Genomic DNA, 25,885 nt, shown 5'->3' with positions numbered 1-25,885 from the left:
GGCGGGCGCCTAGAGGATGAGCGAAAGGCACAAACATCCGGCAAAAAGCCCGCGACAGTCGATCCCTACCAGGCGGTACGGGCGGTGCCGAGTGCCGTCGTGTGAGACGACGAGACGTAGGCAACGTAAGTCTTGAGCGACACGACGCAGTTTCCCGGACAGCTGAGTTTGTGCAACGTCAAGTGTTTCAGCAGCGCCTCTGCGTCGCGCTTCTCAGTTAGCGGAAATGTCATAGTCATGCGAGTTCCTCCAACGGACAGACTGAGCATCTGAAGAAATAATGTTTAAATTCTACTGCGCTGCAACAAGAAAATTTTAATCATAAAATTAAAATCGATTAGCTTTCGGGCGAGAATTTTTAAAATCGTTTGAAATTGGTTTCGCCGTTCCAAGTGCACCTTGGCAGGCTTGAGTGTGAAGGAAATTCCAGCGTACGGCCGCATCGGAAGTGGGCCGAAAGTACTGGAAAGGATGGCGCTGATGTGGACATCGCAGGGGCCGGGGAAGGTGATTGGCGGGTTGAAAGGCAGGTGCTCAACGTCCGTTCCGGGCCCCCCAGCTCCGCAGCCGCAATCCATTGAGCCTGATGAAGCCTTCGGCGTCGTGATGATCATAGGCGATGGCGCTTTCCTCAAAGGTGACGAGGTCGGCGGAATAGAGTGAGCAGGGCGAGGTGCGGGAAATGACCGAGGCGCTTCCCTTATAGAGCCTCACCGTCACTTCGCCGCTGACGAAGTCCTGGCTCCGGTCGATCAGCGCCTGCAGCATGTCCCGCTCGGGAGAGAACCAGAAGCCGTTGTAGATCAGTTCGGCGTAGCGGGGCATCATCTCATCCTTCAGATGTGCGGCGGCACGGTCGAGCGTGATCGATTCAATGTCGCGATGGGCCGCAAGCAGGATCGTCCCTCCCGGTGTCTCGTAGACTCCCCGCGACTTCATGCCGATGAAGCGGTTTTCAACGAGATCGAGCCGCCCGACACCATGCCGGCCGCCGAAGCTGTTGAGCTCGGTGAGCAAGGCGGCCGGCGTCATCGTTTTGCCGTTCACGGACACCGGGTCGCCGCTTTCGAAGCCGATGGTGACGGTCTCGGGGGTATCTGGAGCATCGACGGGATCGACCGTGCGCTGATAGATGTAGTCGGGCGCAACCTCGGCCGGATTTTCGAGGATCTTGCCTTCGGTGGAAGTGTGCAGCAGGTTGGCGTCGATCGAGAAGGGCGCTTCACCGCGCTTGTCCTTCGGCACCGGGATCCGATGCATCTCGGCATATTCCTGAAGCTGCATGCGGGAGCGGATGTTCCATTGGCGCCAGGGAGCAATGACCTTGATCGATGGATCGAGCGCATTGACGGCGAGCTCGAACCGGACCTGGTCATTGCCCTTGCCTGTCGAGCCATGGGCTACGGCATCAGCACCGACCTGCCGGGCGATAGTGACCAGATGCTTGGCAATCAGGGGCCGGGCGATGGAGCTGCCGAGCAGATACTGCCCCTCGTAAAGCGTATTGGCGCGCAGCATCGGAAAGACGAAGTCGCGGACGAATTCCTCCCGCAGATCGACGATGCGGATGTCCTCGACCCCAGCCATTGCCGCCTTCGCCCGTGCCGGCTCGAGCTCCACGCCCTGGCCGAGATCGGCGGTGAAGGTCACGACCTCGCAGCCGTAGGTCTCGTGCAACCATTTGAGAATGATCGAGGTATCCAAGCCGCCGGAATAAGCGAGCACGATTTTATCGATCTTTCCTGCCATCAACCGTCTCCATATCGATCCTTGGAACGATAGGTCATGTCTTGCGCAATGAGCTTGCGAAGAGTCCTGAAAATTGCGATTATTTGGCATATTACGCCATTTTATTAGATTCTGGAGCTATAAAATGCCGACAATCCTCGATGCGATCGATCGCCATATCCTGCGCGTTCTCCAGCGTGACGGGCGCATTTCGAATGTCGAGCTGGCAAAGGAGGTTGGGCTGTCGCCTTCGCCCTGCCTGCGCCGCGTGCGGCTCTTGGAAGAGGCGGGTATTATCGATCGCTATGTTGCTGTGCTGGATCCGGCAAAGGTCGGGGCAGGCCTGACGGTTTTTGCCCGCGTATGGTTCAACACCCAGGATGCCGAGGTCACGCTGCGTTTCGCCGAAGCCGTCAGGCGGTTTCCCGAGGTGATGGAATGCTACCTGACGACGGGCGAATGCGACGCCGTGCTGCGGATCGTCACCGCTGATCTTCACAGCTATTGGCGTTTCCAGGCCGACCACCTGACGCGCATTCCAAGCGTTCTCAGCGTCAAAACCGACGTGCCGATGGAAACGCTGAAGCGGAGCTACGAGCTGCCGTTGCGATAGGTGCGCGTGGCGCCTTGTCCACAAAAGCGCTTTTGCGATCTCGCAGCTACGGTCAGTCGACCTGGATATGGATATGGTCGTCGTGGCGGGCGGCGCGGCAACCTTGAAAGCGGACATGGCTGTCAGTAATGCCAAGCGCGTTCTTCAGATGCGGCTCGATGAAGATCTTCTGCAGGCGGAAGCGTGCCACGCCCTCGCTAGTCAGCCACGCGACCGCGGCCGATGTGCGCTGCTGCTCGATGCCATAGGCCGGAAACAACGGCTGCAGGATGTCGAAATTCCAGCGTGTGGTCAGCCAGTCGTTGCGGCCTTCGCATGGCAGTTCGTCGCCCGGTGCCGGCTCTTCGAAGGCGAAATAACCGATCGGGGAGCGGGTGGCGCCATTCAGGAAGGCGCCGTCGGCATTCTTGTAATAATAGGCGAAGTCAAGCTTTTTCCCGTCAGCATGCGACAGATGCGGAAGCCGCGGAAAGCCATTCACAAAGGGGAAATTCGCATCCAGCGCGACGGTGACGGTGCCGGGGAATTCCTCGTTCATGTGGGCGGCAAGCGCCTTTGCCAGATCGCGCAGGTCAGGTGTGACGTAATTGCGGTTCAGCACGCAGTAGATCGGGGAGCGGACCACGAGCGTGTCCGCGGTGCCCGATAGGCAGGAGAGGGGAACCCGCCCGAACATCGGGGCTGCGAGCCCCGCGGCAAACGACGCGCCGGCATAAAAAAGCAGGAAGATGGCGAGCTTCGCCGGAAAGCGGCGGATGCCCCAGGCGCGGGACGCGGCGAGGGCAATGAGATAGGCGAGGCCGCCGACCTGCGTGAGCAGCGTCAGAATGAGAACGATCAGGATGTGGACGGTAAAACGGAACACGGGGAGAGGCATTGCGGGATGTTACCAACCCATAGGCGAGGGAATGGTGATCCGCGAGGCGGCAGCAAGCCGCCGACCGGCCAGATGTCTGATGCGCGCGATTGACGGAGGCATTTATCTGACTTAAGTCAGATAATATGGCTTGCGATCCTATCTCTCGCGTCCGTCGCTTCAACCGTGCCGTCACCTCCGAAGTCGGCGCTCTCGATACATCTTTCCTTGGACGCGGTCGTCCGCTTGGTGCTGCCCGCGTGCTCAATTCGATCGGCCTGGGACAAGCGGATGTTGCCTCGATCCGCGATTATCTCAGACTCGATTCCGGCTTGATGAGCCGTCTGTTGCGCAGCCTGGAAGACGAGGGTCTGATCGAGACGGTGCCGAACCCTCAGGACGCGCGTCGCCGCGTCGCCAGATTGACCGAAACCGGCCGATCCGAGTTTCAGGCTTATGAAGCGCTTTCCAATGCGCAGGCGAAATCATTTCTGGCGCGGCATCGCCGCCCGGAGGAGTTGCTGCAGGCCATGGATATTGTCGCTTCCTCGCTGGGGCGCGACCAGATTGTGCTTGAGGAGCAAGACCCTCGACACGAGCATGCCAGCTATTGCCTGAGCGAATATTACGGCGAACTTGCACGCCGCTTCGAGAAGGGATTCGACGTATCGCTTTCCCGCGATCCCGACGCCAGGGATATGATCCGTCCGCGCGGTGCCTTCCTGGTGGCCATGTCAGATGGCCTGCCGATCGGCTGCGTCGGGTTGAAGGGCAGTGGCGGCGAGATTGCGGAGATCAAAAGGCTGTGGGTCGCCCCATCCGCGCGGGGCCTCGGGCTCGCAACTCGGCTGATGACAGAAGCCGAGACCATCGCCCGTGAGCTGTCCGTCAAGCTTTTGCGCCTGGATACGAACAGTGCGTTGGCCGAGGCACAGCAGCTCTATCGCGGAACCGGCTGGGAGGAGATCGACCGTTTCAACGACGACCCATATCCAGACACGTTCTTCGAGAAGCGCCTGTCTTAGTGGGTCCAGACCGTCCATTTTTTCACTTGGTCATTCCTGTGCTCGTCACAGGAAACCAGTGCGCCCAAGTCTTTGGGCGTAGGAGATTTCTTAGCTTGGCAAGACTCATTCACGGCGCCGACGCGCAGTGGCTAGATTCCTGTGACGAGTACAGGTGAGGGAGGAGAAGCAGCGTCGCACCCAGCCGGCGCTCGCCGTTCATCCGCCTGGGGGAAGCATTTGGTGCGGCCCTGTCGGCGTCCTAATGTGATCCAATTGCTTCGACAGCTCGGCAAAAAGCATGTCGCGGCCGATATTCGTCTGAACGAGGTCGACGGCGACGGTGATGGCGCGGCGTCCTTCGACGCTGTCGATGTCGAGTTTTTTCTCGCAGCACCATTGCCGAACGGCATCGGTGACAATGGTTATCTCACGATCGTCGAGTGAAATAAGCGATAAGAGCACATTCGCACCCTCCGTGAAGCGGCAAGAGCACTATGGTCTCTCAAGCGGTCGTGCCGATGATCCGATGGGCCGATGGTTACGCTCATTGTGCCGCAATGCCACAGCTATTTGGACACGGTTTGGTGACGGCCGGTTGCGAAGCGGGATCTCGGACCGAGATGGTCCGTTGACGCGGCCTGGATAGGAGATGTCGCAGATGACGGATACATAACAGACGGTTCGATCGGAGCTGGCCGACGCCGGTGAGATCTGCATTTCCGAAGCGCTGTTTTCAGCGCCTGGCGTTGGCGACCTGCTTTCCGGTCATCGGCTGGTGGCGTTCGAGGCTCCTCCCGGAGGCGTTGAGGGAACGGCTTGCGTGTACCGGGTGATGCCGGATTAGATCAGTCGGTCGCTGCGGCGACAATCCTGCGGCTGTTCTTTTCCTGAAGGAGGATTGCCGTGCTGAGGTCGTCGGTTGCGGCCGGAATCGTAAAACGCGATGCCTTGCCCCGCCAGGTGCCGAGATGCGTCAGTGCGTGCACGACATGCGCGTGCGGCAGGGTTTCGCCGGCGTTCTCGCCTCTGGCGACCGGCACTTCGACTGTGCCCTTGGCATAGCGGACCAGCCAGATGTCGGCGGGCCGAGCATGCCCTTTCGCCGCGTCGATCATGGCCGCGTCCCCGGATAGCTTGATCTCGGGACCTGTCAGGGCCGGCTCGGAAGCGAGTGTGCTTCTGATCTCATTGAGGTCGTTGCCGACGGTCGAGAGGTGGCCGTTGATCACCATTTGCGGGGTGAACGGGCCGGACTGGCCGAGGGCAGGTTCATAGCTTACCTGCCGCTCGGTGAATTCCGGTTTTCCGAAAATATCCTTCCATCCGAGATAATCCCAGTAGGTCACCGAGAAACTCAATGCGAGCACGTTCGGATCATTGCTCAGCTTGACGAGATTGGCATTGGCCGGAGGGCAGGAGGAGCAGCCCTGGCTGGTGAATAACTCGACGACCGCAGGCGACTGACCTGCAGAGGCCGGGGCAAGGGTGCCGAGACCAAGGATCGCGGTGATGATCGGAAGAGTGAACGCGGTCGAGTGTTTCATGGCGGTGCTCCTGATGTCTGCCTCTATCCCTTCTTCGCGATCGACCTTTCCTTCGTTACATCCTCACGCATTCGTGACGGCCTGCTCCCGGCGGTTTATTTTGCCAGCACGATATGCGTGGCATGTTCGCTGGCCACATGCTCGGCGACGCGGAAGCCGAGGGCAGGCAGGTCGATGCCGGTGAACATCGCTTCGCCCTTACCGAGCACGACGGGCGAGATGGCGAAATGCAGTTCGTCGATGAGGCCGGCCTGCAGATATTGGCGGACGGTGCTGACGCCGCCGCCGATCTTCACGTCCTTGCCGCCGGCCGCAGCCATCGCATTGTCGAGCGCCTCATCGATGCCGCCGGTGATGAAGTGAAACGTCGTGCCGCCCTCCATGACGATCGGTTCACGGGGATAATGCGTCAAAATAAAGGTTGGCGCGTGATAGGGCGGGTTCGGCCCCCACCAGCCCTTCCAGGCCTCATCCGGCCAATCGCCACGGATGGGGCCGAACATGTTGCGCCCGAGGATGAAGGCGCCGAAATTGGCCATGGCGCGGGCGGCATAATCTTCGTCAATGCCCTGCGATCCGTCGTCTTTTCCCTGCATCGCGCGGAAAGTGCGGGTATGGAAAAACCATTGAAACATTTCCGGTCCCCGCTTGCCGAGCGGATCTTGCATGGTCTGCTCCGGACCGGCGCCAAAACCGTCTACGGAAAGGGAAAACCCTGCGACGCGCACTTTGGTCATGTTAGCCTCCATCTGATTGCATAATGAAACTGGTTGCTATGTTGCATGACTGATCCTATAATGCAATCAGTTTTTAGGAGATTATAAACGTGGATATCGAATTGCGATCGGGCTGCCCGATCAACCTGACGATGGAGGTGCTGGGCGACAGGTGGAGCCTCATCATCATCCGCGACATCATGTTTGGCAACCGCCGCCATTTCCGCGATCTCCTGACGCATTCCGAGGAGGGCATTGCCTCCAACATTCTGGCAGCCAGGCTGAAGCGGCTGCTCTCGCTCGGCTTCATCAGCAAACGGGATGATCCGAGCCACAGCCAGAAGGCGATCTACAGCCTGATGGAGCCGGCGATCCAGCTCGTTCCGGTCTTCGCGATGATCGGCGCCTGGGGGCGGCGCCATCTGCCTGTCAGCGAGGAGCTGAGCATCCGCGCGCAACTTCTCGAAGAAGGCGGGCCGCCGCTCTGGGACGAATTCATGGAGGATCTACGGCAAATCCATATCGCCGATCCGATCGGCGGCGCCAACGGAACATGCACCTCGCAGGTGCTGGCCAAGCTGACGGCGGCGTTCCTGGAGGTCCGCGCGAGATCCTCGGCGCCGGTATGCTGATAACGTGGGAGCTCAGCCGGCCCGATCAGCCGCCGGCGCCCTGGTATTTGCCGGTGGCGTAGCGCCAGTGCGCCATTGCGATCAGCACCCAGATCGGGCCGGCCGCCAGAGCCACAGGCCCGGCCCAGTCCCCCAGGATGGGGACGGGTTTGCCGAGCAGGGCGGCCACGGGGACCGAGCTGGTCAGCGCCAGCGGAACGGCGGTGACGAGGGTGATCTGGATGCTGCCGGGAAATATGTTGAGCGGGTAGCGCATCAGCTCCCAGAAACCGAAGAAGATCGAGAACAGATGGTTGGAGCGCACCCAGATCAGCGCGGTGGCGCCGATCATCGTGATGAGGGCTGCGGTGATCAAGGTTGCGCTGAAAAGTGCGGCGACGAGGAACAGGGCTGAAGGGACCGACCAGGCGAAATCGACGGAGCAAACCGCCCAGCCGAGCAGCGGCACGGCAAGGATGATGTGGCCGGCATAGCCGATATTGAGGCCGGAAAAGATCAGATAGACCCAGGGGCTGAAAGGCTTGACCAGCAGCGCATCGTAGGTGCCGAGACGCACCAGTTCCTCAAGGTCGCGCAGCTGCGTGAAGCTCATCGCAGCGCCGAGGGAGTAGGCCAGCAGCTGGAAGCTGTAGAGCAGCGCGAGTTCCGACCAGCTCCAGCCGCCGAGCGTGTCGAATCGCGCAAGCAGGATGCCGATGGTGGCGAAGACGCTGCCATAGGAGAGGATCTGCGCAAGACGATCGAGCCAGAAGGCGCCGCGATATTCCATCTGCGAGCGCACATACATGCGCACCAGCAGCGGAATGACGCGGAGGTGATGAAGGAGCACGGTCAGCCTCCCTGCACGGTGATGTGGGTGGAGGCGCAGCGCCATAGCCAAATGACACCCAAGAGGAACAATCCGGCCCAGCCGAGACCAAGGCCGAGGTGAAGCCAGGTGTCGGCAGCCGAAAGCCTGCCGAGATAGACGGCATTGGGATAATAGACGACCCAGGCGAAAGGCAGATGGCGGGCGATCGTCGCCAGCGGCTCGGGAAAGAACCAGAAGGGCACCAACAGGCCGGAGAAAAATTGCAGCAAGGCGCCGAGGATCCAGTCGAGCGAAAAACTCGTCATCAGCCAGAAGGCGATGAGGCCGAAGAGCATCGACATCAGGGACAGCAGGATGAAGGACAGCGCCCAGAAGGCGATGAACATCAGGGCATGGAACAGGCCTGCCGGCGGCAGCATGCCGTAAAACAACGCGGTGAAGGCTATCGTTGGGATAACCTGGGTCATCAGGCGATAGCCGAAACTGCCGCATTCATTGGCGAAGATGTAGAGCGGGTAGGATAGCGGCTTCAGCAACCAGACAGCGATGTCGCCTGTCTTGAGCGACCGGCCGATCTCGCCGATGATCCTTTCAGGCCGGGTGGCGCCCATCACCGCACCGCCAAGCAGGGCATAGGTCACCATCTGCTGCAGCGAGACCCCTTCGACCACCATTGCGCCAACCCCGGCATAGGCGGCCTGCCAGATGGCGACCCGTGCGACGACCTGCACCAGTTTGCCAAAAATGTTGGCTCAGACCTCGTTGCGGTAGGCGAGCTGGGAATGGAACGAACTGCGGGTGAAGGCGAGATAAGCGCTCATGATGCCCGGGCTCTGGCGTTTCGGCCCTGGTAGAAGGTGCGGATCACTTCTTCGATGTCGGGCTCGTGCAAGGCCACATCCTTGAGGCCGCGGTCGCTTCCCACCTCCGACAGGATCCTGACCAGCGAAACGTCTTCGCGTTCGATCAGATAATTCTTGCGCAGGCCCTCGTCGCTGACGAGCGAAGCCGTGCTGAGCGGCAGCGGCCCGGGGTCGCTGGCAAATTCAAGTGTCAGCCGCCGGGCCGAGCCCAATGCGGCGCGCAGGCTCCTCAATTCGCCGTCGAAAATCAGCCTCGAGTGATCGACCATGATCAGCCGCGGGCAGATGGTCTCAATGTCCTGCAGGTCGTGGGTGGTCAGGATGATGGTGACGCCGCGCTCGCGGTTGATCTCGGCAAGGAAGCGCCGCACGGCGTCCTTGGCGACGACATCCAGCCCGATTGTGGGTTCGTCGAGAAAGAGGATCTTCGGATCATGCAGCAGCGACATCACGATCTCGGCGCGCATGCGCTGGCCGAGGCTGAGCTGGCGCACCGCACGATCGAGAAAGGGCGTGAGATCGAGCAACTCGCTGAAGCGCCGGAGATTGTCCGCATAGCGGGCAAGGGGGATGCCATAGATGCGCTGGTGCAAGGTAAAACTGTCGACCAGCGGCAGGTCCCACCACAGCTGGCTGCGCTGGCCGAAGACGACGCCGATCTCGCGCGCATTGTCCATCCGGCTGAGATGCGGCGTGCGGCCGAGCACGGAGAGCGCGCCGGCGCTCGGCACCAGGATGCCGGTCATCATCTTGATCATCGTGGATTTGCCGGCGCCATTGGGGCCGAGATAACCGACCGCTTCGCCGGCCGCGACGTCGAAATCGATGTCGGAAACCGCCAGAACTTCGGTGTATTCGTTGGTCACCAATGTTTTCAGGGCGCCGAGCAGGCCCGGAAATCTCTTGTGCTGCCGGAAGCGTTTGCTGACGCCCCGTGCCTCGATCAAAGCCGTCATGTGTATTTCCCGCCGATTCGGCAGCTGTCAGGATTGGAACCCAAGCTAACGCCCGGCTCAGCCAGTGCAAGCAAAAGTCGCGTTTGCCAATCACTCAATCGCGCAATTCGAAGCGCCGCAGCGTCGCTTGCCTGTCCGAAAAGACGCGCGGCGCCGCAGCCTTTTGCGTTGACAGCCCCGATCAATCGGTCGCTGTTTGGGTCATGAAGATTCTCGCGATATCCGGCAGCGCTCGGCGCAACTCCACCAATACAGCCATGCTGCGGGCTGTCAGCGCCGTCGCACCAAGTGAGATCGAAATTGCCATCTTCGATGGCGTGGGAGATTTGCCGGTGTTCTCGCCTGATCTCGAGGGGAAATTCTTGCCGGCGGCGGTGCGGGATTTCGTCGATCTGATCGCCCAGAGCGACGGGGTGATCATTGCCAGCCCGGAATATGTGCGATCCATCCCCGGCGGTCTCAAAAATGCGATCGACTGGCTGGTGTCTGGCGAGCAGATCGTCCACAAGCCGATCGCGCTGCTGCACGCGTCGCATCGCGGCGATGACATGCTGGCAGGACTGCGGATTATCCTTGCGACCATCACCGATCGGTTCGCAGGCGATATCTTCCTGCGGCTTCCCCTGATGAAGCTGGAACCGCCCGAAGTGTTTCAGGCCGTCGAGACACCGGAGAACCGTTCCAGGGTGCAGGCCTATCTTCAGGCCTTCTCGGCCTATTGCGCGGCAGCCGACCAGATCGTCATCGGACCTCCATCATGAGGCCGCTCGCGAACGCCGGTTTTCCGTGAAGCGAGTGCAGTATTGCGAGCGGGGCTGCAAGCAGCGCCGCGACGATGAAGGCGGAGAGGGGTGTCTCGTGAAGAGACGAAAGCCGAAATGCGCCGCTTGCGACGCCTTCGGTTGGTCGCCCGGACGGATGGGGGCTGTCGCCGCCAAATACGGCGCGCTGTCGCAATGGACGGAGAGGAAGCCGAAACCGGCCGCGAGCTTTGGAAAAGATGCGCAGCTGTGCTGCCAGTCGCCGCGACAGCCCCAGCCACGCTCCACGCTGGGCGACGGACGGAGCAAAGCGGGACCGTGCTCCGTCCGCCTGAAAATCCGTCGCGCACGTCAGCCCGTGGCTCCGGGCCTCAGCCAAAAATACAGTTTGATCCGATCGGGCCTGCCGGAGGGATGCGGGCCGCGCAAAAACAATTCACCGCCATTGCGTTCGATCACACGCCGTGAGGCGTGATTGTCCTCGTTGCAGAGGATGACCAGGCGGTCGAGACCTTCCTTCTTTGCGACGGCCAACAGCAATTTCAGGGCGGTGGTCGCGTGGCCGTTTGCGCTGTTTCCAAGGCACGACGGAATATCCTACATGGCCAGACACATCGGGCGGCAGTTCCTCAGTACCGGCTTGAAAACGCAAGCTGATGCTGCCGCAAAATTCGCCGTCCCAGATCCAGAACAGGTGGGTGGTCAGCGGATGCTGCTTGTTATCCGAATTAAGTTCGTCGAGGAATTTCGATCTATCTTGGCGTGGTCGGTGGAGATTGCCGAAAATATAGGCTTTGCACCGGCGCGGCGTGGGTCGGGAGACCAGCCGGCGGCGAGCGCTGTTTCGAAACCCGGCAGGTTTTCGAGGTCCGGCGCTAGCAGGACGACGCGGCCGACGGGTTTTGTTGTATCTGCAGATGCCATCGATCACCCCCGCAATATCCGGCGGCGCAGCAATTCAGCACGATCCGCCGCTGGAGCCGGAAGATAAGCACGGTGCCGGCCTGCGGGAAGCGAAATGCGTTGTTTTGTGGGGGAGGCGTTATCCGCGCGGCATTAAAAAAGCCCCGCATTTTCATGCGAGGCCTCTGCTGACGGGTGGACCGGTTCACCGGCATTGACGGCGCGGGCCGTAGTTCGGCTGGTAGGTATTGTCGTAGGCGCGGTAGGACCGGTAGCGGCTGTAGCAATAGTCTTCGTGCGAGCTATAGCCACTTGACGAATAGGCGCGCGGCTGGGAGGCGATGATGCCGCCGAGGAGGGCGCCTGCCGCCAGGCCACCGATGATGGCGCCGCTATTGTCATGATCGTGATATCGGCGATTGTAGCGGCCGTAGCGGTCGCCTCGATAATACCGATCACCTCGATAATGACGGTCGCTGTAGTTGTGACGGTCGCTGTAGTTGTGGCGATTGTATCTGCGGGTATCGCCATAGTTTGAGCAGACAATGGAATATGGATTGCAGCCGACGGTCATGGTCCTGTGGTCGGTATTTCCCGGCGCCGGCTGTGCCGCCGATTGCGCGGGACTCGGTACGAAAGCCGGACCTGCCGACGCCGGCATTCCGGAGAAGGCCGTCGCTATCGACAGAGCAATGATGGCGAATCTGTTCATTTCACTCACCTTGGGTAAACGGATGTATCGGAGGTATAACGCAGGGAAAGGCAATCGGTTCATTTCGGGATGGGAGGGTCGATGTATGTGCGTCTCTACTAACGTATCGCGGGTGATGTGGAGCTTGGCCGCCGGGACGACGCAGGGGCGCGTCCCTGCGGGGAGACTGGAGGATATGTTGAATTCGAGGGCAAGGCGGATGGCGCGTTAGCGGATCACCTACCGCCGGCCAGCAATCGAAGCTGGTTCTCGTCATGCACACCTTGGCGGTAAAGCTCGATGATCAGAGCGCCAAGGCGGTCGGCTTCCGCGCCCGATCTGTCGATATTCAGCCCGTTGCAGAGGGCTTCGTGTACACGCCTGCACACATCGAGGTCTTCGGATGCGAGCGGTTCGTCGCGCGTGCTGAACAGCTTGTCTGACATCGCAATCGGCCCTTTTCGATGCCGTGAATCGCTACAGTGAAAAAAAGATAATTTCGCGATCTCTGATCTGCAAGGTGGACGAACGTCCGAAGTCAAAACAATTCAGGGGGCGCCCCGAAAAAATATGAACGAGGGAAACGCGGCAGGCACGAGATCGTGGGCGCGTCGGCCGGACCGAGAGCGTGAGATCTACCGGGTTGCGGGGTCCTTGCCGCTTTGCTGCGACAGGCGCAGTTCTTTCAGCCGCTTGGTTTTCTCCCGGCGAGCCCGCTGCTCAGCCTCGATGGTTTCCTTGGCGGCTCGCTCGGTATTTTCGAAACGATCCTGCCGGTAAGCCTTTGATGAGGGTTCACGTTCTCTTTTCATGGCCGCTAAACGCAAATCGGCGAAAACGGTTTCATGAGAAAATGCGTAACCGGCCAATCGATCGGCCTAACCCGATCGCACCCGTTTGCTGAAGCCGGCGGTTGATGATTTCGCCGCGCCGGTGATGCGGCCGCCGGGCACCTGATCGGCGCCCGGCGGATTGATCGGTCAGCCCTTGATGAAGGCGAGGATGTCGGGGTTGATGATGTCGGCATGGGTGGTGCACATGCCGTGCGGGAGTTTCTCATAGACCTTCAGCGTGCCGTTCTGCAGCAGCTTGGATGAAAGCAGAGCGGAGTCGGCGATCGGCACGATCTGGTCATCGTCACCGTGCATGACGAATGTCGGCACGGTGATGATCTTCAGGTCTTCGGTGAAATCGGTTTCCGAGAAGGCCTTGATGCCGTCGTAATGCGCCTTGGCACCGCCGATCATGCCCTGGCGCCACCAATTGTTGATGACCGGCTGCATCACCTTCGCGCCGGGCCGGTTGAAGCTGTAGAACGGGCCGGCCGGCAGATCGTAATAGAACTGCGCGCGGTTTGCGGCGAGCTGCGCGCGCAGGCCGTCGAAGACTTCGATCGGCAGACCGCCGGGATTGGCCTCCGTTTTCACCATGATGGGCGGCACGGCGCCGATGATGACGAGCTTGGCGACGCGGCCCTGCGGCTGGCCATAGCGGGCGACATAATGGGTCGCTTCGCCGCCGCCGGTGGAGTGGCCAACATGGACGGTGTTCCTGAGATCGAGATGCTCGACGACGGCTGCGGCATCGGCGGCGTAATGATCCATGTCGTGCCCGTCGCCCACCTGGGTGGAGCGGCCGTGGCCGCGCCGGTCATGGGCGACGACCCGGAAGCCCTTTTCGAGGAAGAACAGCATCTGGGCGTCCCAGTCGTCGGAACATAGCGGCCAGCCGTGATGGAACATGATCGGCTGGGCGGTCTTCGGCCCCCAATCCTTGTAGAAGATCTCGACGCCGTCCTTGGTGGTGACTTTGCTCATGTTGTGGTTCCTTGGTGGGGTTGGGTTTATGCGGTCGAAAGTTTGGGCTGTTGCCCGCAGAATTGGTAGGACCGCGAGCGCTGTTTGCCCCGGAGGGCCGGGGTAGGAAGGTCGCAGCTGAGGGATCACTCGGCTTGCGGCATGCTGATTTCGATATTGAATTCCTCTTTCTATTGTATTGATATGACAGAGGTTTGCTGGGTCAGTGCTCCGATCTTCCATGAGGCGGCGGGATGGCGTTGCTGGCATGGCTGCTTCGCGCTGCACATTCTTTCTGATCTCCGGTCTCAGCCGCTCGTCACCCGGGTGGATCTTGGCCTGGCGGGGTGGCTGATCTGACGGCGAATGTCTGTAATGAGCCATTTTTCTAATATTCGTTCAATATGGCTCTGCGGATAGTTCGATATATCTTTCCGGGCAGGTGTGATCACGTTGTTGCCGCCTGCATTGCCGGACGCCTCCTTGCTCCCTTGAACGCGGTTCATCGCCCAACCATCTAATCCCTACACAACATCAGCATGGCGAACCGCCGCAACCGCGGCCGCTTCGCCGGCGGCGGGACGGCCGTTGCTGCCGCGTGAGGATCAGATCATGGGTTACATGGACAAGAAGATAGTGCCTCAGAATGACGGGGCGCTGATCGATGCCTATTCGCAATCGATCGCAGCAGCCGTCGACATCGTCGGGCCGGCGGTCAGCCGGATCGAGAGGGCGGGAGGCCGGCAGGGGCATGGTTCGGGCTTCGCCATCTCGCCTGACGGTTTGATCATCACCAACAGTCACGTTGTCGACGATGCCAAGGTCGTTCGCATCACCACGCCCGATGGCGTCGTCACCGAGGGCCGCGTGCTCGGCCGCGATGTCGATACCGATATCGCCCTCATTCGCGCCAATTCAAGCACCGGCGCCTGGGCGAAACTCGGAGATTCCCAGCGCTTGCGCCGGGGCCATATCGCCATCGCGATCGGAAACCCGCTCGGCTTCGAATGGACAGTCACCGCCGGCATCCTTTCGGCGCTCGGCCGGTCGATGCGGGCGGCCAGCGGTCGGCTGATGGAAGATGTCATCCAGACCGATGCGGCGCTCAATCCCGGCAATTCAGGCGGGCCGCTGGTGTCTTCCAGCGGGGAGGTTATTGGCGTCAACACCGCCGTCATCCAGGGCGCGCAGAGCATCGCCTTTGCCGTGGCGTCGAACACCGCCAATTTCGTCGTCTCGGAAATCCTCCGCTACGGGCAGGTGAGGCGTGCCTTTATCGGCATCGCTGGCGACACCATCGTGCTGCCGCGCCGGGTGGCGCTCGCGGCGGGCACGGTGCAGACGACGTCCGTCCGTATCCGCCGCGTCGAGCCGGAAGGGCCGGCGGCAAAGGGAGGGCTGCAGGAGGGCGATTATATCCTCGCCATCGACGGCAGTCCGGTCGGCGGCGTCGATGATATCGTCCGATTGATGGATGGCAGCCGGATCGACAAAGAGACGGAAATCCTGGTGTTTTCGGTGGCGGGCCGGATCGAGAAGAAGAGCCTGCTGCCGATGGCGCGGTCGTCATGACAAGGACATCACCCAACGTCAGGCGCTGACCGCTTCCTGCTCCGTCCCCGAAAAATCCACAGCGGCAAAGGCCGCAGCCAGCACCTCCGGCCCGGCACCGCTTTTCGTCGCGTCGGTCGAGAGGATCTGGCGGTAGCGCCGGGCGCCGGGCAGGCCGGTGAAGAGGCCGACCATGTGGCGGGCGACGTGCTGCAGCCGGCCGCCGCCCGCGATGTGGCGTTCGGCATAGGCCATCATCCGATCGCGCAGCCCTTCCCAATCCGGTTCGGCCGCCGGCGCACCGAAGAAGCGCTGATCGACCTCGGCAAGGATCGCGGCATTCTGGTAGGCGGCGCGGCCGAGCATGACGCCGTCGACATGTTCCAGATGGGCTGCGGCTTCATCCAGCGTGCGAACACCGCCATTGATACCGATGACGACATTGGGCCAGCGCTGCTTCATCCGATAGACGATCTCATAATCGAGCGGCGGGATCTCACGGTTTTCCTTGGGGCTCAGGCCCTTCAGCCAGGCCTTGCGGGCATGGATCCAGATCGCGTCGGCGCCGGCATCCAGAACGTGGGTGATCAGCTCCGGCAGCGCCTGTTCCGGCTCCTGCTCGTCAACGCCGATGCGGCATTTCACCGTGACCGGCACGGTCGCGACGGCCTTCATGGCCGCAATGCATTCGGCCACCGTCTTCGGCGTCAGCATCAGGCAGGCGCCGAAGGTGCCCGACTGCACGCGATCGGAGGGGCAGCCGACATTGAGGTTGATCTCGTCATAACCATAGGGTTCGGCGATCTTCACCGCCTCGGCAAGCTTTGCCGGGTCAGATCCGCCGAGTTGCAGCGCCAGCGGATGCTCGGCGGCGTCGTGGCCGAGCAGCCGGTCGCGCGGACCGTGGATGATCGCATCGGCCACCACCATCTCGGTATAGAGCAGCGCCTGCCCGCTGATCTGACGATGGAAATAGCGGCAATGCCGATCCGTCCAGTCGATCATCGGGGCGACCGCAAAAATCGGGCTCTTCTGCGTCATCGACGTTCCGTTATTCGTGGTTCTCTGGGCGCCGCGATGGGTGCTGCGCACCGCCGCGGGGCAGGATCATCTCTTCAGGGCGCATATAACATCTGGCGGTGCGATCGACAAATGACGTTCATGCCGCAAACAGAAACGGCGCCCCTCGCGGAGCGCCGTTCATGCCGCCGAAGCGGAAATCTGACTTACGAAGCCGAGATGTTGACGGCCTTCGGGCCCTTGCCCATGCGGTCCGGCTCGGTGTCGAAGGTAACCTGCTGGCCTTCGCGCAGCGACTGGATGCCAGAAGCCTGCAGCGCAGAGATATGGACGAAAACGTCCTTAGCGCCGCCGTCCGGCGTGATGAAACCAAAACCCTTGTCCTGGTTGAAGAATTTTACGGTGCCCTTGGTGGCCATTGGGATCGTCCTTTTCCCTTAGTCTGTGTAGTATCCGCGCCCCCGAGAGGAAGCGGACGGCTTTAGCTTTCGCCCCGATCGATTGGGACGAAGGGTCAGTCGGAGAAGTCACGTACGGGGAAAGAACGTCTACGTAGGCGGGTAGTCCCGCGCCGCCTTCCAAACGGAAGGGATTACCACATCAGTCCAGTCACCGGCATGCAAATGCCCGAGTAGGTGAATTGGTGCCAGCTTTTCGGGCAAAAAGCAAGCGGGATTATTTTGGCATGCCTGCATCGATGCCGGGAAATGCCGAAGATTCAGATACTTGAGGAAAAGTTAGCGGTTCCTTGCACGGCTGTGCCATAGTGGGATTCCGTGCCGAAATGGGATGAGGCGGCGGATTCGATAGCCGGGCATGGGCTTTGAGAAGTTACGGACGGAGCGGCAGGGCACACCGATCAGCCCTCATCGTGAAGCGATCGCAGAGTCTGCCTCCCGTATTCCTCGTGCCGTCTTTGCTCCGCCCTCATCCTGAGGTGCGTAGCCCGCAGGGCGAAGCCTCGAAGGACGGGGGCGGCCACCGGCGCCATTTCCTTCGATTCTCCATGGGGCTTTGTGGGATGCAGGTAAGGAGCTTCCGCGCCCGCCCTCGTGGTTCGAGACGGCCCCTTGGGCCTCCTCACCATGAGGGCTCTCTTTGGCGCTGCGGCTTTATTGTACGCCTAGTGCAATTGCCCGCTCTATCCTCGTCGCGGGAGGGCACCCAAGGCCCCCGCCTACTGCTCATTCCCCAGCAACGCGCTCAGGCTCCAGGGATTGTCCCCTTTCTGATTGGCGATGTCGTCGACCTTCCAGCCGCCATGCTCCTTGACCAGGGTGTAGAAGAGCGTCACCTCGTCGCCGTTTTCGAACTGCACCTCCACCTCGGCCTTGTCGTCGAGCAGGATCGGCTGGCCGATCCTGACGTCGCTCGCCGTGCCGTCCTGGCCCGCGATGACCGGATCGAAGTCGATCGCGCCGACCTCGCCCTCGGGCGTATTGTCGAGATCGGCCTGGAGGAGCTCGTTCAGATGGTCGGAGAAAAAGATCGAATAGGGAGAGGGCGCCTCGGCATCGCTGTTGTCGGTGTTGTAACTATAGAGCGCCTTGAGCAGCGCCTTCGGCGCCTTGTAGGTCTCTGCCGATGCGGGCAAGGCTGCGAGCGCTGTCACGGCAAAGGCGAGGATGAATGTGGGCAGACGCATGCAGGCTCTCCTCCGATGAGCGAAGAATCATATCCGAAACGGGCGTCAAGGTGGAGATGCATTTTGGGATAGGGCTGTTCGGGAGCGGCCGCTGGGCGGCCTCGCCGTCTCAAGCTGGTGTCTGCCGGGCGATGACCAGGAAAGTTCGGCCGGTGGGACTGCTAGACAGGAAGGCCCGCCGGTGGTGCGTAACTGCCTCCACCGGCGATCATATTGCGGTTAGATCAGCGCTTCATGCGACAGGGCCGAAATCGACGGCTCGAAGACGTCCTTCACGGCCAGGGTGAAATCGTGGCTGGTGATGTTGCCAGCCGCGTCATAGGCCTCGGCAGTGAAGGTCAGGCTGTGGGTGCTCTCGAAGTCGATCGCAGCCTTGGTCTGAATCTTGTTGCCGACCAGCTTGAAGGCGCCGTCCGCATCGTCGGTCAGCCGCCATTTCACCGCACCGCCTTCCGGATCGACGGCTGAGAGAAGACCGACCGATGTGCCGATCGCGACATTCTCGGAGATCGAGCTGCGTGAGAAGGTCAGGTTGATCGGCGCCTTGTTAACCGGGGCTTCGTTGACGTCGAGGACGCTGATCGTGATGTCCTTTTCGACCGTGACTTTGCCGTCGGAGACCGCCACCTTGATCGTGTGCGACTTGGCCGTCTCGTAGTCCAAAGCCTTGGAGGTGACGATGCGATTGCCATTCAGGCGGAAGTGATCGTCGGCCCCGTCGATGAGTTTGTAGGTGAGGACGTCGCCGTCGGCGTCCTTGGCGCTGAGCAGTCCGACCGTGGTCCAGATCGGGGTGTTCTCCAACAGGGAAGTTTTCGAAAGCTGAATGTTGGTCGGCGCGGAATTGGCGCCGTCGGGCGTGAACGTTCCCTTGGCGAAATCGTAGATGCCATCGGCAAAGCGCGCGAATTCGACGTCGTTCAGCGTATCCTTGCCCTCCAGGACGCTTGTCAGGACGTGGCTGCCGCTGTTAAGCGCAAAGGAATAATTGGCGAATTTGTCGGAGAAAACCGCCGTATCGATGCCGGTGCCGCCAAACAGCACGTCATTGCCGGCGCCGCCCTCAAATCTGTCGTTGCCGTCAGTTCCGAAGAAGTAATCATCGCCGCCGCCGGTCTTGACGTCGATGCCGAAGGCGGTACCGAAGATGTCGACGTTGCGGTTTGCCAACTCGTCGGAGAGATCGGCATGGGCGCTGTCCGTCAATGTCAATGCGATGACATCATTCTCATAACCTGGCTTGTCATATTTGACAATCTTGTCGAAGCTTTCGAACTGAGCAGCCGAAGCGAGAACCTCGGCTCCTGCCGTTTCGAGAATTTCGACGTTTTTAATCACCAGGCCGGCAAGCCCGATGAATTCCTCCCCGGGGTCTAATGTGGGTTCGATCACGCGCAACGTGTCCGTGCCGGCGCCGCCATCGATTGATCCGGAGAGCGCCGAAGAGTGTGATCGCAGGTTGATGGCATCATTGCCGTCGCCGGCGTCAATATCGAAAGTCTCAGGGGCGGTGGAAACATTGTCGCCGTCGAAGATCGCGTCGTTGCCCGCGCCGCCGATCAACTTGTCATTGCCGGCATTACCATAGATCGTGTCATTGCCGGCGCCGCCGTCCAAGGTGTCATTGCTAGTGGCGCCGTATAGATGGTCGTCGCCGCCGCCGGTCTTGACGTCAATGGCGGAGCCCGCGCTGCCGACGGTGGCCCAATTGTTTGCCAGCTCGTCGGAAAGATCGAGATGAACGCTGTCCGTCAATACCAGCCTTATGGGAAACTGCTCGGTCGACCCGGTCGAGCTGACGATCTTATCGAAGCTTTCGAACTGCGCGGACGATCCTGTGACTTCGCGCCCCAGCGTGTCGAGGATTTCGAAGTTCTTGATCGTCAACGCTCCGAAGTCCGTTGCCTTGAGTGTGTCAGTGTCGGCGCCGCCATCGACCGTCCCCGACAATTGTGCCCAGCGACCCACATCCAAAACCACGGTGTCATTGCCACTTCCGGCATCGATATTGAAGGCCTCTTGGACGTTGCTCAAAATACCGCTACCATCGCTGATATTGTCGTTGCCCGCACCGCCCTTGAGGATGTCATTGCCGAGACCGCCGGACAGCCCGTCATTGCCGTCTCCGCCGTCCAAAGTGTCGTTACCAGCAGTGCCGCCCAGGCGGTCGTCGCCGCCACCCGTAGTCACGTCCATGCTGGAGCCAATGCCGACGATTTGGACTTTGCGGCTTCCCAGTTCGTCGGAAAGATCCAGATGGGCGCCGTCGGTCACTCGCATGAGGACGGTATTGGCCGGATTATCTGTGTTTGTGATCTTGTCGAAGCTTTCGAACTGTGCCGCCGAGCCGGTAGCCCACACTCCCGTATCAAGGATTTCAAAGTTCTTGATTGTCAGGCCAGTCAGCATGCCGGCTTGCAGCTTGTCAGTGCCTGCGCCGCCGTCGACTATTCCGGAAATCCCGCTGTTGTCGTTCTGCAAGATCACGGTGTCATTGCCGTCGCCAGCATCAATGTCGAATGCTTCGGGGTTGGAGCCAGTAATTTGACCATCGACGATCTTGTCGTTGCCGATGCCGCCCCTGATGACGTCGTTTCCGTTGCCGCCTTCGATGGTGTCGTTGCCGGCCCCACCAGTCAACCGGTCATCTCCCTCATTGCCCCAGACGTGGTCGTCACCGGCGCCGCCGTCGAGGATGTCATTTCCGCCTAACCCGGTCAGGTAATCTCTGGTGCCGCCGGTCGTGACGTCGATACCTGTGGCGTAATTGTCAGGAGAAATGTAGATCAGGCCGGGGCCTAGCTCCTGCGAGAGGTCGACATGTGCGCCGTCTGTCAACCGCAAGGTGGTGGTGGGGGAGGGACCGACCGTGCCGGGAATAATCTTCTCGAAGCTTTCGAACTGCGCGGCCGATCCGACAACATCGAATCCGTGTGTGTCTAGGATTTCGAAGCTTTTGATCGTCAAGCCGCTGAGGTTGTTGGCTTGCAGTGTGTCGACTCCGGGGCCGCCATCGACTTTTCCGGATGGCGTACTGGTAAAACCCTGTGACAACGACACAAGGTCCTTGCCCTCACCTGCATCAATATTGAAGACGTCGTTGGTATAACCTTCGTCGACAATTACATCGTCACCTGCACCGCCCTTGATGACGTCATTGCCAGCGTCGCCGAAGAGCCTGTCATCGCCGTCGCCGCCATTCAGCGTGTCATTGCCAACTCCGCCATAGATCGTGTCGTTTCCGGCGCTGCCGCTCAGCGTGTCTGCGCCGTCGCCACCCAATATGATGTCGTTGCCTGCGCCCGTGGTGATCGTGTTGTCGCCGCTCGAGCCCGTCACGTTGACCGCTACGGAGCCTAACTCGTCGGCCAGATCTGCCACGCCGGAATCTGAAACGGCGAGGCTGACGGTGACGAGGGGAGCGGCTTCAGAGTGGCGGATGACGTCGTAGGCTTCGAACTCAGCGCCGGTCCTGGTAATGGTGGCGCCATTCGTGTCCAGAATATTCAAGGCCATATTTTAACTTTCCCCAAAAGATGCGTTGTAATTTTACAAGAACGGATGACGGGACGGTGGCCTCATTCGGAGGTTCGGCAGCCGCAGGTTGGAAGCTCGCAGCACCGTGAGCATGGTGCTGGTTTAAGTGGGCGCGCCGGCTCAATTTCCGGCGCTGCTGATTTCATTGAGCCATTCGGGTGCATTCCGCGTCCGAGGGGACGCAGGTCTGCGTCCCCCGCAATGGCGGTGTCGAGGTTAGATCAAAGCGTCGTGCAGCAGGCTGGAAGACGCCGGCTCGAAGATGTCCTTCACGGCAAGCGTGAAATCGTGGCTGGTGATGTTGCCTGCCGCATCATAGGCCTCGGCGGTAAAGGTCAGGCTGTGCGTGTTCTCGAAGTCGATGGCGGCCTTGGTCTGGATCTTGTTGCCTACCAGCTTGAAGGTGCCGTCCGCATCGTCCGTCAGCCGCCATTTCACCATGCCGCCCTCCGGATCGCGTGCCGTAAGCAGGCCGACCGAGGTGCCGATCGCGACATTCTCGGAGATCGAGCTGCGCGAGAAGGCGAGATTGATCGGCGCCTTGTTAACCGGGACTTCGTTGACGTCGAGGACGTTGATGGTGATGTCCTTTTCGACCGTGACCCTGCCGTCGGAGACGGCAACCTTGATCGTGTGCGACTTGTCCGTCTCGTAGTCCAGCGCCTTCGAGGTGACGATGCGGTTGCCCTTCAGACGGAAGTGGTCGCCCGCGCCATCGAGCAGCGTGTAGGTGAGGGCGTCGCCATCGGCGTCCTTGGCGCTGAGCAGTCCGGCCGTCGTCCAGATCGGCGTGTCCTCCGAGAGGGCGGTTTTCGAGAGCTTGATATCCGTGGGCGCGGTATTGTTGAATTTGAATGTTTCCGTGGCGAAATCGTAGACGCCATCGGCAAAACGCGCGAATTCGATGCCTGTCAGCGTATCGGTTCCTTCCTCGGCGCTGGTCAGGATGTGATCGCCATTGTTCAAAGCCAGGGAATAATTGGCGAAATTGCCTGAAAAGATCGCGGTGTCGATGCCGGCGCCGCCGATCAATTTGTCGTCGCCGGTACGGCCATTGAAAAGGTCGTTGCCGCCACTGCCGTCGAAAATGTCGTTGCCGTTGGTGCCGACAAACTCGTCGGCGCCGCCGCCGGTCTTGACGTCGATGCCAGAGGCATAGCCGGTAACGAAAGCGCCGCGATCCCCCAGCTCGTCGGAAAGATCGAGATGGGTGCCATCCGTCACGGCCAATGAGGGGCGAGAATCGTCGAATGAATCGATCTCATCAAAGTTTTCGAACTGCGCGCTCGACCATCAACCAAATGGCCAACCGTTTGAAGAGTTTCGATGTTCTTGATGGTGAGGCCTGTCAGCGTGGAGGCTTGCAAGGTATCAATCCCGGCGCCGCCATCGACGGTTCCGGAAACCACTGGATCATATCGTTGTATAGTTATGGAATCGTCGCCGTCGCCCGCATCGATGTCGTAGACCTCAGGGGCAACATCGAACAGTTCACCATCGGAGATAAAATCGTTGCCCGCGCCGCCCCTGATGACGTCATTCCCGACGTTGCCCGAGAGCTGGTCACTGCCGTCACCGCCATTTAGAATATCATTGCCATCTCCTCCCGTGAGCAAATCACTCCCGTCACCACCATTCAGAGTGTCGTTGCCATCTCCCCCATGAATCCAATCGTTTCCGCCGCCGCCGCTCAGCGTGTCTGCGCCGTAACCGCCCGCGATTTTATCGCTGCCTGCGCCTGTGGTGATGATCGAATCGCCTCCGCCGAAGTCGGTCACATCTGCGACGGCCGAGCCCAGTTCATCGGAAAGGTCTACCGTCCCGGAATCTGAAAGGAACAGAATGACGGGGGCGAGAGGATCGGTTGGTGAGTTGCGGATGACATCGTAGGCTTCGAACTCAGCGCCGGTCATGGTCGTTATGAAGCCATATGTATCGAGGATATTCAAAGGCACATTCGGTTGGGTATCGCTGCTTGTGAAGCTTTCCGTGGCGAAATCGTAGGAGCCGTTGGCAAAGCGGGCGAATTCGACGCCTGTCAGCGTATCCGTCCCCTCCGCAACACTTGTCGGGATGTAGTCGCCATTGTTCAACGCAAAGGAATAGTCGGCGAAATTGCCTGCGAACAAGGCCGTGTCGATGCCCGCGCCGCCATTAATGGTGTCGTTGCCAGCGCCGCCGATCAATTTGTCATCGCCGGCATTGCCAATGAGGATGTCGTTGCCGCCGCTGCCGTCGAAAATGTCGTTGCCGTCGGTGCCCGTAAACTCATCGTCACCGCCGCCGGTCTTGACGTCAATGCCGACTGCATCGCCGTCGACGAACGCTCCTAGATCTCCCAACTCGTCGGCGAGATCGAGGTGAGCGCTGTCCGTCAGTGTCACCGCGGCGGGAAAATCGCCAAACGGATCGGTCGACCAGACGATTTTATCGAAGCTTTCGAACTGTGCGCTCGATCCGGCGACCGACCATCCTGCCGTCTCAAGGACTTCGATGTTTTTGAGCGTCAGGCCCCGGAGCGAAGCGGCTTGCAGCGTATCGATCCCATCGCCGCCATCAATCATTCCGGAATTCAGCGGAGCCAATGTCCCTACGCTTATAGAATCGTTGCCGTCGCCCGCGTTGATGTCAATGACTTCCGGACCTAAGCCGAAAAGCTCACCATCGTCGATTGTATCGTTGCCTGCACCGCCTCTGATCACGTCGTTCCCGACGTCGCCAGAGATGTGGTCATTGCCGTCGCCGCCATTCAGTGTGTCATTGCCAACTCCACCATTGATCCAATCATTTCCGGCACCGCCGTCCAGCGTATCTGCGCCGTCGCCGCCTGCGATGGTGTCATTGCCTGCGCCTGTTGTGATCACATTATCCCCGCCTGAGCCCGTGACATCTGCTGCGCCCGAGCCCAGTTCGTCGGAAAGGTCTACCGTCCCGGAATCCGAGATGACCAGGTGAGCCGCAACGAGAGGATTGATTTCGGAGTCGCGGATGAGATCGTAGGCTTCGAACTCCGCGCCGGTCTTGGTAATCGTGGCGCCGTTGGTGTCCAGGATATTCAGCGGGGTGCCCGGCTCGGTGCTGTTGACCATGAAGGTTTCCGTCGCGAAGTCGTAGACGCCATCGGCAAAGCGCGCCAATTCGATGTCTGTCAGTCTATCCGTACCATCAAGCACGCTCGTCACGACGCGGCTGCCATCGTCGACGGCGAAGGAGTAATCAGCGAAATTGCCTGTGAATGCAGCCGTGTCGATGCCCGCGCCGCCATTAATGGTGTCATTGCCGGCGCCGCCGGTCAGTTTATCATCGCCGTCGTTGCCATTGATGAGATCGCTACCGCCGCTGCCGTCGAAAATGTCGTTGACGTTACTGCCGGCAAACTCATCGTCGCCGTCGCCGGTTTTGACGTCAATGCCGGAGAAGCCGCGGACAAGGGTCCCGAGATCTCCCAGTTCGTCGGAAAGATCGAGGTGGGCGCTATCCGTCACTACCAGTGAGGGGGCAAAACTGAAGACTGGATCGGTCGATCTGGCGATCTTATCAAAGCTTTCGAACTGTGCACTCGAACCGCTAACCTGAAAATCAGCCAATTCAAGCACTTCGACGTTCTTGATCGTCAAGCCCCGGAGCGCCGAGGCACGCAACATGTCGACCCCGGCACCGCCATCGATCGTTCCCGATATCAGCGGAGCGAATCTCTCAATGGTTATCAAATCGTCGCCGTCGCCGCCGTCAATGTCAACGACTTCTGGCTGGGGGCTGCCATCAGGTCCGGTCAAAAAGCCAAAACCACCGTCGGTGATACTATCGTTGCCGTCACCGCCGATCAATTTGTCGTTGCCGGCATTGCCGTAGATCGTGTCGTCGCCAGCGCCGCCGTTCAGCGTGTCCGCGCCGTCGCCGCCTGAGATGGTGTCGTTGCCGGCACCTGTCGTGATCGTGTTGTCGCCGCTCGAGCCGGTCACGTTGGCGGATACCGAGCCCAGCTCGTCGGCCAGATCTGCCGCGGAGGAATCTGAGACGGTGAGAGAGACAGTTTCGGAAGGATTGGCTTCAGAGTAGCGGATAACGTCATAGGCTTCGAATTCAGTGCCGGTGTTGTTAATTGTGTCGCCGTTCGTATCCAGAATGTTCAAGGCCATATTTTAATCTTCCCCAAAGATGCGTTTTACTCTGAAAAATGAGAAATCCCCGAAAGAACTGTTTATTGGCTCAGCGGACGACAACCCTTCGGGGATCTATGCCAACCATTAATGAA

At 60.2% G+C, this 25,885-nt stretch carries 23 protein-coding genes and 3 pseudogenes; 6 read left to right on the top strand and 20 right to left on the bottom strand.

Annotated features, from left to right (window positions below; translation table 11 throughout):
• Nucleotides 1-65: 65 nt before the first annotated feature.
• The gene (locus RLEG4DRAFT_RS40970) at nucleotides 66-239 is read right to left on the bottom strand and encodes a hypothetical protein (RefSeq protein ID WP_003580044.1); all 174 of its coding nucleotides are present in this window, start codon (nucleotides 237-239) and stop codon (nucleotides 66-68) included.
• 295 nt (nucleotides 240-534) lie between these two features.
• Nucleotides 535-1,749 (bottom strand): argininosuccinate synthase, encoded by a 1,215-nt coding sequence (locus tag RLEG4DRAFT_RS22070; protein WP_003580043.1) that lies wholly within the window; start codon nucleotides 1,747-1,749, stop codon nucleotides 535-537.
• Between the two features lie 124 nt (nucleotides 1,750-1,873).
• Here RLEG4DRAFT_RS22070 and RLEG4DRAFT_RS22065 point away from each other — a divergent pair, with 124 nt between their 5' ends.
• Entirely contained in the window at nucleotides 1,874-2,341 is a 468-nt protein-coding gene (locus RLEG4DRAFT_RS22065) for an Lrp/AsnC family transcriptional regulator (RefSeq protein ID WP_003580041.1), read from the top strand.
• 52 nt (nucleotides 2,342-2,393) lie between these two features.
• Here the strand turns inward: RLEG4DRAFT_RS22065 and RLEG4DRAFT_RS22060 are convergent, their stop codons facing one another.
• Nucleotides 2,394-3,218 carry a hypothetical protein gene (locus tag RLEG4DRAFT_RS22060; RefSeq protein ID WP_003580038.1) on the bottom strand — a complete coding sequence of 275 codons (825 nt, stop codon included), beginning with the start codon at nucleotides 3,216-3,218 and terminating at the stop codon, nucleotides 2,394-2,396.
• Between the two features lie 125 nt (nucleotides 3,219-3,343).
• Here RLEG4DRAFT_RS22060 and RLEG4DRAFT_RS22055 point away from each other — a divergent pair, with 125 nt between their 5' ends.
• On the top strand, nucleotides 3,344-4,222 hold the full coding sequence (locus RLEG4DRAFT_RS22055) for a bifunctional helix-turn-helix transcriptional regulator/GNAT family N-acetyltransferase (RefSeq protein WP_003580037.1): 879 nt from the start codon (nucleotides 3,344-3,346) through the stop codon (nucleotides 4,220-4,222).
• Nucleotides 4,223-4,420: 198 nt separating this feature from the next.
• Here RLEG4DRAFT_RS22055 and RLEG4DRAFT_RS47150 read toward each other — a convergent pair whose 3' ends face one another.
• The 3 genes from RLEG4DRAFT_RS47150 to RLEG4DRAFT_RS22040 form a co-directional block, all read right to left on the bottom strand.
• On the bottom strand, nucleotides 4,421-4,666 hold the full coding sequence (locus RLEG4DRAFT_RS47150) for a hypothetical protein (RefSeq protein WP_003580035.1): 246 nt from the start codon (nucleotides 4,664-4,666) through the stop codon (nucleotides 4,421-4,423).
• Between the two features lie 383 nt (nucleotides 4,667-5,049).
• Nucleotides 5,050-5,748, bottom strand: a complete 699-nt coding sequence (locus RLEG4DRAFT_RS22045) for a DUF1223 domain-containing protein (RefSeq protein WP_003580034.1) — start codon at nucleotides 5,746-5,748, stop codon at nucleotides 5,050-5,052.
• Between the two features lie 95 nt (nucleotides 5,749-5,843).
• A complete protein-coding gene (locus RLEG4DRAFT_RS22040) occupies nucleotides 5,844-6,485 on the bottom strand; it encodes a dihydrofolate reductase family protein (RefSeq protein WP_003580032.1) in 642 nt (213 codons plus the stop codon).
• An 89-nt stretch (nucleotides 6,486-6,574) separates the two neighbouring features.
• On the opposite strand from RLEG4DRAFT_RS22040, the gene RLEG4DRAFT_RS22035 reads away from it, so the two are divergent.
• Complete coding sequence (locus RLEG4DRAFT_RS22035; RefSeq protein ID WP_003580030.1) at nucleotides 6,575-7,096, top strand: winged helix-turn-helix transcriptional regulator; 522 nt, start codon at nucleotides 6,575-6,577, stop codon at nucleotides 7,094-7,096.
• Nucleotides 7,097-7,121: 25 nt separating this feature from the next.
• Here RLEG4DRAFT_RS22035 and RLEG4DRAFT_RS22030 read toward each other — a convergent pair whose 3' ends face one another.
• From RLEG4DRAFT_RS22030 to RLEG4DRAFT_RS22020, 3 genes and pseudogenes are all read right to left on the bottom strand, one after another.
• On the bottom strand, nucleotides 7,122-7,970 hold the full coding sequence (locus RLEG4DRAFT_RS22030) for an ABC transporter permease (RefSeq protein WP_171898231.1): 849 nt from the start codon (nucleotides 7,968-7,970) through the stop codon (nucleotides 7,122-7,124).
• A pseudogene (locus RLEG4DRAFT_RS22025) lies at nucleotides 7,928-8,728 on the bottom strand (ABC transporter permease). Before RLEG4DRAFT_RS22025 ends, RLEG4DRAFT_RS22030 begins: the two are co-directional and overlap by 43 nt.
• Nucleotides 8,725-9,726 (bottom strand): ABC transporter ATP-binding protein, encoded by a 1,002-nt coding sequence (locus RLEG4DRAFT_RS22020; RefSeq protein WP_003580023.1) that lies wholly within the window; start codon nucleotides 9,724-9,726, stop codon nucleotides 8,725-8,727. Before RLEG4DRAFT_RS22020 ends, RLEG4DRAFT_RS22025 begins: the two are co-directional and overlap by 4 nt.
• 203 nt (nucleotides 9,727-9,929) lie before the next feature.
• Here RLEG4DRAFT_RS22020 and RLEG4DRAFT_RS22015 point away from each other — a divergent pair, with 203 nt between their 5' ends.
• Together RLEG4DRAFT_RS22015 and RLEG4DRAFT_RS47140 are read left to right on the top strand one after the other, a co-directional pair.
• Nucleotides 9,930-10,487, top strand: a complete 558-nt coding sequence (locus RLEG4DRAFT_RS22015) for an NADPH-dependent FMN reductase (protein WP_003580020.1) — start codon at nucleotides 9,930-9,932, stop codon at nucleotides 10,485-10,487.
• A gap of 109 nt (nucleotides 10,488-10,596) precedes the next feature.
• A pseudogene (locus RLEG4DRAFT_RS47140) lies at nucleotides 10,597-10,719 on the top strand (DUF3313 domain-containing protein); the annotation flags it as partial.
• Nucleotides 10,720-10,838: 119 nt separating this feature from the next.
• Here the strand turns inward: RLEG4DRAFT_RS47140 and RLEG4DRAFT_RS22010 are convergent.
• The 5 genes and pseudogenes from RLEG4DRAFT_RS22010 to RLEG4DRAFT_RS21995 all read right to left on the bottom strand — a co-directional run bounded on the left by RLEG4DRAFT_RS22010 (nucleotide 10,839) and on the right by RLEG4DRAFT_RS21995 (nucleotide 13,898).
• A pseudogene (locus RLEG4DRAFT_RS22010) lies at nucleotides 10,839-11,411 on the bottom strand (GNAT family N-acetyltransferase).
• Between the two features lie 184 nt (nucleotides 11,412-11,595).
• Complete coding sequence (locus tag RLEG4DRAFT_RS22005; protein ID WP_003580018.1) at nucleotides 11,596-12,102, bottom strand: BA14K family protein; 507 nt, start codon at nucleotides 12,100-12,102, stop codon at nucleotides 11,596-11,598.
• A gap of 215 nt (nucleotides 12,103-12,317) precedes the next feature.
• A complete protein-coding gene (locus RLEG4DRAFT_RS22000) occupies nucleotides 12,318-12,527 on the bottom strand; it encodes a hypothetical protein (protein ID WP_003580016.1) in 210 nt (69 codons plus the stop codon).
• 189 nt (nucleotides 12,528-12,716) lie between these two features.
• Entirely contained in the window at nucleotides 12,717-12,950 is a 234-nt protein-coding gene (locus RLEG4DRAFT_RS39005; RefSeq protein ID WP_085061919.1) for a hypothetical protein, read from the bottom strand.
• A 111-nt stretch (nucleotides 12,951-13,061) separates the two neighbouring features.
• Complete coding sequence (locus RLEG4DRAFT_RS21995; RefSeq protein ID WP_003580014.1) at nucleotides 13,062-13,898, bottom strand: alpha/beta fold hydrolase; 837 nt, start codon at nucleotides 13,896-13,898, stop codon at nucleotides 13,062-13,064.
• Between the two features lie 591 nt (nucleotides 13,899-14,489).
• Between RLEG4DRAFT_RS21995 and RLEG4DRAFT_RS21985 the strand changes: the two genes are divergently transcribed.
• Complete coding sequence (locus RLEG4DRAFT_RS21985) at nucleotides 14,490-15,449, top strand: S1C family serine protease (RefSeq protein ID WP_003580012.1); 960 nt, start codon at nucleotides 14,490-14,492, stop codon at nucleotides 15,447-15,449.
• Between the two features lie 18 nt (nucleotides 15,450-15,467).
• Here the strand turns inward: RLEG4DRAFT_RS21985 and dusA are convergent, their stop codons facing one another.
• The 6 genes from dusA to RLEG4DRAFT_RS47135 form a co-directional block, all read right to left on the bottom strand.
• Nucleotides 15,468-16,469: a tRNA dihydrouridine(20/20a) synthase DusA gene (gene dusA, locus RLEG4DRAFT_RS21980; RefSeq protein ID WP_003580010.1), complete on the bottom strand. Its 1,002-nt coding sequence runs from the start codon at nucleotides 16,467-16,469 to the stop codon at nucleotides 15,468-15,470.
• Between the two features lie 185 nt (nucleotides 16,470-16,654).
• Entirely contained in the window at nucleotides 16,655-16,867 is a 213-nt protein-coding gene (locus RLEG4DRAFT_RS21975; protein ID WP_003540801.1) for a cold-shock protein, read from the bottom strand.
• Nucleotides 16,868-17,625: 758 nt separating this feature from the next.
• Complete coding sequence (locus RLEG4DRAFT_RS21970) at nucleotides 17,626-18,093, bottom strand: DUF3828 domain-containing protein (RefSeq protein WP_003580008.1); 468 nt, start codon at nucleotides 18,091-18,093, stop codon at nucleotides 17,626-17,628.
• Nucleotides 18,094-18,312: 219 nt separating this feature from the next.
• Nucleotides 18,313-21,609, bottom strand: a complete 3,297-nt coding sequence (locus RLEG4DRAFT_RS21965) for a metal-binding protein (protein WP_003580006.1) — start codon at nucleotides 21,607-21,609, stop codon at nucleotides 18,313-18,315.
• A 237-nt stretch (nucleotides 21,610-21,846) separates the two neighbouring features.
• Nucleotides 21,847-22,854, bottom strand: a complete 1,008-nt coding sequence (locus RLEG4DRAFT_RS52980; protein WP_003580004.1) for a hypothetical protein — start codon at nucleotides 22,852-22,854, stop codon at nucleotides 21,847-21,849.
• On the bottom strand, nucleotides 22,851-25,769 hold the full coding sequence (locus tag RLEG4DRAFT_RS47135) for a calcium-binding protein (protein WP_003580002.1): 2,919 nt from the start codon (nucleotides 25,767-25,769) through the stop codon (nucleotides 22,851-22,853). The genes RLEG4DRAFT_RS52980 and RLEG4DRAFT_RS47135 overlap by 4 nt, the downstream gene beginning before the upstream one ends.
• Nucleotides 25,770-25,885 lie beyond the last annotated feature (116 nt).

The sequence above is a fragment of the Rhizobium leguminosarum bv. trifolii WSM2297 genome (assembly GCF_000271845.1).
Note: the sequence above shows the minus strand (reverse complement) of the source record. Positions and strands in the feature narration are given on the sequence as shown.

Coding starts and splice junctions, on each gene's coding strand:
- RLEG4DRAFT_RS21975 (WP_003540801.1), bottom strand. CDS start 16,867: ATGGCCACCAAGGGCACCGTAAAATTCTTCAACCAGGACAAGGGTTTT.
- RLEG4DRAFT_RS21970 (WP_003580008.1), bottom strand. CDS start 18,093: ATGCGTCTGCCCACATTCATCCTCGCCTTTGCCGTGACAGCGCTCGCA.
- RLEG4DRAFT_RS22045 (WP_003580034.1), bottom strand. CDS start 5,748: ATGAAACACTCGACCGCGTTCACTCTTCCGATCATCACCGCGATCCTT.
- RLEG4DRAFT_RS22070 (WP_003580043.1), bottom strand. CDS start 1,749: ATGGCAGGAAAGATCGATAAAATCGTGCTCGCTTATTCCGGCGGCTTG.
- RLEG4DRAFT_RS22015 (WP_003580020.1), top strand. CDS start 9,930: ATGAAGATTCTCGCGATATCCGGCAGCGCTCGGCGCAACTCCACCAAT.
- RLEG4DRAFT_RS22020 (WP_003580023.1), bottom strand. CDS start 9,726: ATGACGGCTTTGATCGAGGCACGGGGCGTCAGCAAACGCTTCCGGCAG.
- RLEG4DRAFT_RS22065 (WP_003580041.1), top strand. CDS start 1,874: ATGCCGACAATCCTCGATGCGATCGATCGCCATATCCTGCGCGTTCTC.
- RLEG4DRAFT_RS21965 (WP_003580006.1), bottom strand. CDS start 21,609: ATGGCCTTGAATATTCTGGACACGAATGGCGCCACCATTACCAGGACC.
- RLEG4DRAFT_RS22040 (WP_003580032.1), bottom strand. CDS start 6,485: ATGACCAAAGTGCGCGTCGCAGGGTTTTCCCTTTCCGTAGACGGTTTT.
- RLEG4DRAFT_RS47135 (WP_003580002.1), bottom strand. CDS start 25,769: ATGGCCTTGAACATTCTGGATACGAACGGCGACACAATTAACAACACC.
- RLEG4DRAFT_RS21985 (WP_003580012.1), top strand. CDS start 14,490: ATGGGTTACATGGACAAGAAGATAGTGCCTCAGAATGACGGGGCGCTG.
- RLEG4DRAFT_RS22060 (WP_003580038.1), bottom strand. CDS start 3,218: ATGCCTCTCCCCGTGTTCCGTTTTACCGTCCACATCCTGATCGTTCTC.
- RLEG4DRAFT_RS22005 (WP_003580018.1), bottom strand. CDS start 12,102: ATGAACAGATTCGCCATCATTGCTCTGTCGATAGCGACGGCCTTCTCC.
- RLEG4DRAFT_RS40970 (WP_003580044.1), bottom strand. CDS start 239: ATGACTATGACATTTCCGCTAACTGAGAAGCGCGACGCAGAGGCGCTG.
- RLEG4DRAFT_RS22030 (WP_171898231.1), bottom strand. CDS start 7,970: ATGGCGCTGCGCCTCCACCCACATCACCGTGCAGGGAGGCTGACCGTG.
- dusA (WP_003580010.1), bottom strand. CDS start 16,469: ATGACGCAGAAGAGCCCGATTTTTGCGGTCGCCCCGATGATCGACTGG.
- RLEG4DRAFT_RS22000 (WP_003580016.1), bottom strand. CDS start 12,527: ATGTCAGACAAGCTGTTCAGCACGCGCGACGAACCGCTCGCATCCGAA.
- RLEG4DRAFT_RS21995 (WP_003580014.1), bottom strand. CDS start 13,898: ATGAGCAAAGTCACCACCAAGGACGGCGTCGAGATCTTCTACAAGGAT.
- RLEG4DRAFT_RS22055 (WP_003580037.1), top strand. CDS start 3,344: ATGGCTTGCGATCCTATCTCTCGCGTCCGTCGCTTCAACCGTGCCGTC.